General features: G+C 70.3%; 9 protein-coding genes. 5 read left to right on the top strand and 4 right to left on the bottom strand.

All coding sequences use genetic code 11. The features are described from left to right. Positions 1–378: hypothetical protein (locus NS220_RS16025; RefSeq protein WP_058625020.1), on the bottom strand; the 378-nt coding region annotated here is incomplete at its 3' end. Positions 379–627: 249 nt separating this feature from the next. Here NS220_RS16025 and NS220_RS16020 point away from each other — a divergent pair. Continuing rightward, the gene (locus NS220_RS16020; protein WP_058625019.1) at positions 628–909 is read left to right on the top strand and encodes a hypothetical protein; all 282 of its coding nucleotides are present in this window, start codon (positions 628–630) and stop codon (positions 907–909) included. A gap of 69 nt (positions 910–978) precedes the next feature. Here NS220_RS16020 and NS220_RS16015 read toward each other — a convergent pair whose 3' ends face one another. After that, positions 979–2019 (bottom strand): LLM class flavin-dependent oxidoreductase, encoded by a 1041-nt coding sequence (locus tag NS220_RS16015; protein ID WP_058625018.1) that lies wholly within the window; start codon positions 2017–2019, stop codon positions 979–981. Between the two features lie 67 nt (positions 2020–2086). Here NS220_RS16015 and NS220_RS16010 point away from each other — a divergent pair, with 67 nt between their 5' ends. From NS220_RS16010 to NS220_RS16000, 3 genes are read left to right on the top strand one after another with little or no spacing between them, the layout of a single operon-like run. Then, positions 2087–2821, top strand: a complete 735-nt coding sequence (locus NS220_RS16010) for a hypothetical protein (RefSeq protein ID WP_058625017.1) — start codon at positions 2087–2089, stop codon at positions 2819–2821. A 50-nt stretch (positions 2822–2871) separates the two neighbouring features. Further along, positions 2872–3627 carry a hypothetical protein gene (locus NS220_RS16005; protein WP_058625016.1) on the top strand — a complete coding sequence of 252 codons (756 nt, stop codon included), beginning with the start codon at positions 2872–2874 and terminating at the stop codon, positions 3625–3627. 57 nt (positions 3628–3684) lie between these two features. Further along, positions 3685–6276 carry a DEAD/DEAH box helicase gene (locus NS220_RS16000; protein WP_058625015.1) on the top strand — a complete coding sequence of 864 codons (2592 nt, stop codon included), beginning with the start codon at positions 3685–3687 and terminating at the stop codon, positions 6274–6276. Here the strand turns inward: NS220_RS16000 and NS220_RS15995 are convergent. Further along, a complete protein-coding gene (locus tag NS220_RS15995) occupies positions 6273–7187 on the bottom strand; it encodes a hypothetical protein (protein WP_058625014.1) in 915 nt (304 codons plus the stop codon). The genes NS220_RS16000 and NS220_RS15995 overlap by 4 nt on opposite strands. Before the next feature lie 211 nt (positions 7188–7398). On the opposite strand from NS220_RS15995, the gene NS220_RS15990 reads away from it, so the two are divergent. Continuing rightward, a complete protein-coding gene (locus NS220_RS15990; protein WP_058625013.1) occupies positions 7399–7809 on the top strand; it encodes a hypothetical protein in 411 nt (136 codons plus the stop codon). A gap of 81 nt (positions 7810–7890) precedes the next feature. Here the strand turns inward: NS220_RS15990 and NS220_RS15985 are convergent. Continuing rightward, positions 7891–8311, bottom strand: a 421-nt coding sequence (locus NS220_RS15985) for a Dps family protein (protein WP_058625012.1), incomplete at its 5' end; no start/stop codon positions are given.

Below are 8311 nucleotides of genomic sequence, written 5' to 3'. Positions count from 1 at the left end.
GCGTAGGATCGTCGGCAGCGTCAGTGGTGTATAAGGGACAGGGCGGGGGCGAGCGGCGGGCTCGGTCACGCGGCGGACGCGGTGGTAGCGCTCGACCCACTTCTCGGCTTCGGCGTCGTCCGCCCCGAGGGCCCGGACGATGTCGCGCACCAGCACCGGATCCATGCGCGTGCGCCCGGGACGGAAGACGTCGTACACGGTGGTCCGTGCCGGGTAGGCGGCTGTTTCCGCGATTCCCCGGGCGATGCGCAGCTCACCGACCCGGCGTGCCAGCTCGCCGTACGAGACGGGTCCGCGGGCGTCTTTGAACGCGAGGAGATCGCGCGCGATGCGGTCGACGGAATCCGGTTGATCCTGCGGTGAGGCGGTGAGAACCACGACTGCCCCTTCTGTCGTTCTCGGTGGTGCGTTGCTCACCCTATCCGCGCGATCGTGCTCTGCCGGAACGCGGGGATTGCGGCTCCCCACCCTCGATACGCTGGAGAACCCGCCTCTGCGTCGACGCCCCGCGTCGCCCTCGAAAAGGAGCCCCTCATTCCTGCTTCGCAGACTCCCGACCCGTCTCCGCGGATCCGCGCGCTCCGCACCGCGTCCCTTGTCGTCGCCGGCCTGGGGGCCTCCGCGACCATGGCGACCCTCGGATCGTGGTGGACGCCGCTCATCCTTCTCGTCGCCACCGCCGGTGCGTTGCTGGTCGTGTGGCGGACGCCGGCCGGGGCCGTGGCATCGCGGGGTCTCGTCCCGGCGCTGATCGTCGTCGTCGCCCTCACGGTCGTCGGGGCGCTCGGGGCGGTGGGCATCCTGCCCGGCGGGTACGTGTGGGCCACCCTCGGCGCGTACATCGTCGCGTGGGGCGAGTACCTCGTTTCGCAGACGATCGCCCGTTCGCGGGGTGTGACGGCGCGCTGAGCGCACACTCGCCGAAAGACGACGACGGCCCCGGATGCCACGAGGTGCATCCGGGGCCGTGTCTTCGCGTCAGACGCGCGAGGCCGCCTGCGTCGGCTGCCAGCCGAGGGCCGGCGCGACGTGACGCGCGAAGTTCTCGACGAGGCGGAGGTTGAACTCCACGCCCATCTGCGACGGGATCGTCAGCATCAGGGTGTCGGCGCTCATCACCGCGGCGTCGTTCTGCAGTTGCTCGACGAGGACGTCGGGCGTCGCGGCGTACGTCTTGCCGAAGGTCGAGCGCATGCCGTCGATGACGCCGATCTGGTCGCTCCCGGCGGAGCCGCCGAAGTACATCTCGTCTTCGGCCGTGACGATCGGGAAGATGCTCCGGCTGACCGACGTGCGAGGTTCGCCCTCGTGTCCCGCCTCGCGCCACGCGGCGCGGAACGCGTCGAGCTGCTGCGCCTGCAGGATGTCGAACGGCGTGCCGTCGGCCTCGGTGAGAAGCGTCGACGACATGAGGTTCACACCGATGCGACCGGCCCACTCGGCGGTCGCCGTCGTACCGGCGCCCCACCAGATGCGCTTCTTCAGACCGGGGGAGTGCGGCTCGATGCGCTGGAGACCCGTGCCGCCGCCGAAGGGGCTCAGGGGGTCGCGCTCGGCCAGACCCTCGCCGTCGATCGCGCGGAGGAAGAGGTCGAAATGCTCTCGGGCGATGTCGCCGCCGCGCGGATCCTGCGAACCCGTGTAGCCGAACGCCTCGTACCCGCGGACCACCGTCTCGGGTGACCCGCGGCTCACACCGAGCGCGAGGCGGTTGCCGCTGATGAGGTCGACGGATGCCGCCTCCTCGGCGAGCATGAGCGGGTTCTCGTAGCGCATGTCGATGACGCCGGTGCCGACCTCGATGCGGGAGGTGCGCGCAGCGATCGCGGCGAGCAGCGGCATGGGGGCGGCCTGCTGGCGCGCGAAGTGGTGGACGCGGAACGAGACGCCGTTGACGCCGAGGTCGTCCATGCCCTGGGCGAGGTCGATCGCCTGGAGCATCGAGTCGCCGGCGGTGAGCTGGCGGCCCCCGCCGAGGGGGCCGTAGTGGCCGAAGGAGAGTGTGCCGAAAGAGCGCATACGAGGTGCAACGCGGCATCCGGTGATCTATTCCCACGCATGCATCAGACGTGGCACGATGCACAGAATGAACGCGGACGACGGCAGCGAACTCGCTCGCCTGCGTGCGCGCGCGTACGGCCCCGACGCCGATATCTCCGACGATCCCGCCGCCGTCGCCCGCTTGGCCGAACTCGAAGCGCGGGATCGAGGGTCGCGCTCGCCGGAGGAAGCTGACACGGGCGACCGCCTCGAGCCGGTGGCGGGGGTCGAGCCGGACGCACCGGATGACGACGTGAGGCCGCGGGGGCGAGGGCGCGTGCCGATCCGATCGAGACGGGCGTTCTGGGGCTGGGCGCTGACGGTCGCCGTCGTCGCCGCCGTGTCGAGCGCCCTGACCGCGGCCGGCATGCACATCGTGCCGGTATCGCGCAGCGCCGGTGTCCCTCAGATCGCGACCCTCACCCCCGACGAGGGGCGCGCGTTGCCCGGCGCTTTCGGTCCGGCGAGCTCCGACGCCCGTGCCTACCCGGATTTCTACGGCATGACCGCGTTCGTGTCGTACGCCCAGTTCGGGCCCGAGGGGGAGCGCAATGCGTGCATCTTCCTCGTGCCGACCGACACCCTGGACAAGCTCGAGCAGCAGGGGTACTCCGCCGGTTTCTCGGAATCGGGATGCGGAGCGGGAGTCTTCCCCGCGGCGGTCCAGTTCGTCGTGAACTCGCTGGAGCCCGCCGAGTTCGTGGCGCGATTCCCCCCGGGATCGAGCGTGCAGTTCGTCTTCGACGGCGAGAACCTCGGCGTCTTCAGCGACGCCGGCTGAGCCGCCGTCGTCGCTTCCGGCGCGAACGCGAGCATGACACCATGCAGAGGATGGATGCGGACGAAGCACACGAACTCGAACGCCTTCGCGCGCGGGCCTACGGTCCGCGGGCTGACATCGCGGACGATCCGGCCGCCCTCGCGCGTCTGCGCGAGCTCGAGGATCGGGAGCGGTCACGGCAGAGCGAGCCGGTGCCCGCGCCGACCACGGGTGTCGCCGCGCACACGGACGCCGAGGCGGATGCGACGGACCTGACCGTGGAGTCCGCGGCGGAGCCCGCCCTCCCGCGTCCGCCGCTGCTTCGCTCGCGGCGACGCGTGGTGATCGCCGCCCTCTCCGTGGCGGTAGCGGTCGCTGTGGCCAGCGCGGTGACGGCCGTCGCCGTCGGCTCCACCGTCGTCGACGGCACCTCCGGGATCGCACGGTCGGATTCGCTGACGCCCGACCCCGGTGCCGAACTCGGTGCGTCGGGGTACCTCGGCTTCGACCCCGAGCGGACGCGCGGATTCTCCGACTATTACGGTCTGACCGTCTTCTCGGGAGTTTCGCAGATCGACTCGGAAGGCAATGAGTCCACCTGCTTGATCGTCCTGAACACCGAGGAGGCGCGGGGCGACGGCTCATCCCCCTCCTCCTCGCCCCGGGTGCGCTTCGGGTCGTGCGGAGCCGGCCCCTTCCCGGCGGCGGTGAAGTTCGTGGTGAGCGCCTCCTTCCCCGAGCCCTTCCGCGCGCGCTACCCCGTGGGAACCGCGATCCAGTTCGTGCTCGACGAGGACGAGGTCGGGGTGTACGCGGCGACCCCCTGAGGCGGGTTCTCGAGCCTGTCGGGGGCTCGCGCGCCCGACGAATGAGAGGGTGGAGCAGTGACCCCCCTTCTCGAGCACGTGCCCGCCGGTGCCGATCCGGATGCCGTGTACCTCGGCTTCGTGGAGTGGGCGGGCTCGCGCGGCCTGACGCTCTACCCCGCGCAAGACGAGGCGGTCATCGAGATCGTGTCGGGCGCGAACGTGATTCTGTCGACGCCGACCGGTACGGGCAAGTCGCTCGTCGCGATCGCCGCGCACGCGGCATCCCTCTCCCGGGGTGGCCGCACCTACTACACGGCACCCATCAAGGCGCTCGTGAGCGAGAAGTTCTTCGCCCTCGTCGACATCTTCGGGGCCGAGAACGTCGGGATGGTCACCGGTGACTCCTCGGTCAACTCCGACGCGCCGATCGTCTGCTGCACCGCCGAGATCCTCGCGAACCTCGCCTTGCGCCAGGGGGCCGACGCGGACGTCGACCAGGTCGTCATGGACGAGTTCCACTACTACGGCGAGGCCGATCGCGGCTGGGCGTGGCAGGTGCCGTTGCTGCTGCTGAACCGGGCGCAGTTCATCCTCATGTCGGCGACCCTGGGCGACGTCGACGACATCGCCGACGACCTCTCGCGCCGCACCGGTCGGCCCACCGCGCGGGTCACCGGCGTCGAGCGCCCCGTGCCGCTGCACTTCGAGTACGCCCGCACGCCCGTGCACGAGACGGTGCAGGAGCTGCTCGACACGAAGCAGGCGCCCGTCTACGTCGTGCACTTCTCGCAGGCCGCCGCGATGGAGCGGGCGCAGGCGCTGTCGTCGATCCGCATCATCGGGCGCGAGCAGCGCGACGAGATCGCCGAGGCGATCGGCGGCTTCCGTTTCACCACCGGGTTCGGCAAGACGCTGTCGCGGTACGTGCGCGCGGGCATCGGCGTGCACCACGCCGGGATGCTGCCGCGCTACCGGCGCCTGGTCGAGACGCTCGCGCAGCGGGGACTGCTGCGCGTCATCTGCGGAACCGACACCCTCGGCGTCGGCATCAACGTGCCGATCCGCACCGTGCTCATGACGGCGCTGACCAAGTACGACGGCACACGCATGCGCCAGCTCTCGGCGCGCGAGTTCCACCAGATCGCGGGCCGCGCGGGCCGCGCGGGCTACGACACCGCGGGGACCGTGGTCGTGATGGCGCCCGACCACGAGATCGAGAACGCCGCGCAGATCGCCAAGGCCGGCGACGACCTCAAGAAGCAGAAGAAGATCGTGCGCAAGAAAGCGCCGCAGGGCTTCGTCAACTGGACGGAGCAGAGCTACGACCGCCTGGTCGCCGCCGAGCCCGAGCCGCTCGTGCCGCAGATGAAGCTGAGCGCGGCGATGCTCATCAACGTCATCGCGCGCGGCGGCGACGTCTTCGGCAACGTCCGCTCGCTCGTGTTCGACAACCACGAGCCCCGCGCCCGCCAGTACGAGCTCGCCCGCCGCGCGATAGCGATCTTCCGCACCCTGGTGCAGGCCGGAGTGGTCGAGGTCGTCCCCCCGCGTGAGTCGCCAGATCTTGTCGCTTCCGGTGGTGCCGAGGCGACAGATCCTGGCGACTCGCGCATTCGGCTCACCGTCGACCTGCAGCCGAACTTCGCGCTGAACCAGCCGCTGTCGCCGTTCGCGCTCGCCGCGATCGAGATGCTCGACCCCGAGGTCGAGCTCGGCAGGGGACCGGATGCCGCGCCCCCGGCGTCGTCGGTCGGCACGGGGCACTACGCGCTCGACGTCGTCAGCGTCATCGAGGCGACCCTCGACGACCCGCGCCCGATCCTGTCGCAGCAGCAGTTCCGCGCGCGCGGCGAGGCCGTGGCGGCGATGAAGCGCGAGGGCATCGAGTACGACGAGCGCATGGAGCTGCTCGAGGAGATCACGTGGCCCAAGCCCCTCGACGATCTGCTCGCGCAGGCCTACGAGGTGTTCGCGTCGAGTCAGCCGTGGATCCGCGACTTCGAGCTGTCTCCCAAGTCGGTCGTGCGCGACATGTTCGAGCGGGCCTGCTCGTTCGGCGAGTACGTCTCGCTGTACCAGCTCGCCCGCAGCGAGGGTCTCGTGCTGCGCTACCTCAGCGACGCGTACCGGGCGATCCGCCAGACGGTGCCGGTCGACGCGCAGACCCCCGATCTGCTCGACCTCATCGCCTGGCTCGGCGAGCTCGTGCGGCAGGTCGATTCGAGCCTCGTCGACGAGTGGGAGCAGCTGATCAACCCGGCGGAGGATCCGTCCGCCCCCGTGGTGCCGCCCGCGCCGCCGTCGATCCTGACCAACCGGCGCGCGTTCGTCGTGCTCGTGCGCAACGAGATGTTCCGGCGCGTGCAGCTGGCCGCGCTGCAGCGCGACGACGAGTTGGTCGAACTCGACGCCGAGGTCGACTGGCCGGGCGTTCTCGACAGCTACTTCGACGAGCATGACGAGATCGGCACCGGGGGAGCGGCGCGCTCCTCCGCCCTCGTCGTCATCGACGAGTCGTCCGCCTCTGACGGGGTGTGGCGCGTCGAGCAGATCATCGACGACCCCGCTGGAGACCACGACTGGCGCATCCGCGCCGAGGTCGACCTCGCCGCCTCCGAGGAGGAGGGCACGGCGATCGTGCGCGTCACCGAGGTGTTGCGACTCTAACGCGCGGTTTCCCCGGCGCGGTGCCGGCCGACGACGCGGCGGACGACCAGACCCACCACGGCCACCAGCACGGTCGTCACCAGCGGCGGCACGATGATCTCCGGCATCGTGGATGCCGAGACGAAGACCTGCCTGCCGAACTCGGCCATGCCCGGAAGGTCGCGAGCGAGAACTCGCGTTCCCGCGGCGGAGGAGATGGCCGTCGTGAGCGCGGGAACGAGCCACACCAGCACGAGTCCGACGATGCCGGTCAGCACTCGCCCGACCGTCGAGACGCCCGTCCAGACGATCGCGAGTCCGACGAGCACCGGGGCGAGGTACGGCAGCACCGGCAGCAGCGCTTCGAACGGGGAGGCATACGAGAACAGCGGGAAGAAGAACGCCGCGATCCACGACCCGCCCGCGGCGGCTCCCACCACGAGGCCGAGACCGGCACCCGCGCGCGGCGCTGCGGCGATGAGGACGCAGGCGACCCACGCCGTGACCGCGGCCAGGACGGCCACGGCCGTCAGCAGCACCAGGTAGAGCACCGACTCGTCGCGCTCCTGCAGCACCGAGCGGGTGGTCGCCGTGGTCTGCACGATGGCGACGACCTGCACGACGACGAGCCCGCCGAGTGCGGCGAACGGTCGGGCCAGGCCCGGGCGCGACCGACGTGCGCGTGCGATGATCCCGGCGAAGACGCCACCCTCGACGAGCAGCACGATGATGGTCGTGATCGCGTACTGACTGTAGGGCAGCATCACGAAGGGCCCGTCCTTCGCGGCATCCTGCCCCTCGCCGAGGTTCTGCAGCGGCAGGAACGGCCCGGTCAGAAGCCAGGGCAGAAGACCCGCCACGCCCCCCGCCACGCCCCGCAGAACGAACCAGGCCGTACCCGTTCGTCGGCGCACGTCGGTGTCATCGTCCATGAGTCCCCCGTCTCGGTCGATGCTCCGACGCTATCGGAGGGATGCGGGCGCATCCTGTCGCCGAGCCGTCGCCGCGTTCTCGCGCGCGTCACGACGGTCTTCTTCACAGTGGGTGATCGGGTGAATTTCCGCACAGTCTCGCGGCAGCTCCCCGCAGAATGTCCGCGCCACGACCTACAGTCGTGGCAGCTCTTCGGGAAAGGACCAGGGCATGGAGACGATACCCCTGCTGTCGACCGCGATCGGATTGCTCGTCACCGGTTCGGCGACCATCCTCGGGGGCACGAAGTGGATGCTCGGTCGTGTCGAACACCGCACCGACGCGCGCTTCGCCGGGGTCAGCGCACGCTTCGCCGAGGTCAGCGCACGCTTCGACAGGATGGACACGCGCTTCGATCGGATGGATGCACGCCTCGATCGGATGGACGCGCGCATGGACCGGACCGACGCCCGTTCCACGACTCTCGAAGAATCCCTCGTCGGCCTGAAGCTCGACCTCGCGCGCTTCGAAGCGCGCACGGATGAGCGCTTCATCGCGGTGGGAGAAACCCTCTCCGAGATCAAAACCTCGGTGGCTCGTCTCGAGGGCCCCCAGCCGCCGTTCCTCATCGCGCGCGGGTGAGCCGCGGAGCTGTCGCAACCCGCGTGTGAACGACGGATGCCGAGGCCCCGAGGCCCCGGCATCCGGTGTCTTCTGCGCGTGTCAGGACTTGCGCGCGACGCGGTTCTCGGCGCTGACCATCCACGAGAGCTGCTCGAGGCGCTCGAGGACGCCGTGCAGGATGTCGGCGCTCGTGGGGTCTTCGTCGTCGACGTCGTCGTGCACGTCGCGGACGGTGCCGACCACGGCGTCGAGACGCTCGGTGATGAGGTCGATGACCTCGGCCGTGTCCACCTCGCCCTGGGGGAACTCCGGGAGCGTGGTGGTCTCGGCGACCGTGTCGCTGCGGCCGTCGGGCAGCGCGTGCAGGGCCCGCATGCGCTCGGCGACCTCGTCGCCGAACTCGCGCGCGGCGTCGATGATCTCGTCGAGCTGCAGGTGGGTGTCGCGGAAGTTCTTGCCGACGACGTTCCAGTGGGCCTGCTTGCCCTGGATCGAGAGCTCGATCAGGTCGACGAGGACG

The sequence above is a fragment of the Microbacterium testaceum genome (assembly GCF_001476655.1).
Classification (GTDB): domain Bacteria; phylum Actinomycetota; class Actinomycetes; order Actinomycetales; family Microbacteriaceae; genus Microbacterium; species Microbacterium testaceum_C.
This window is presented reverse-complemented; position numbering and strand designations above follow the sequence as displayed.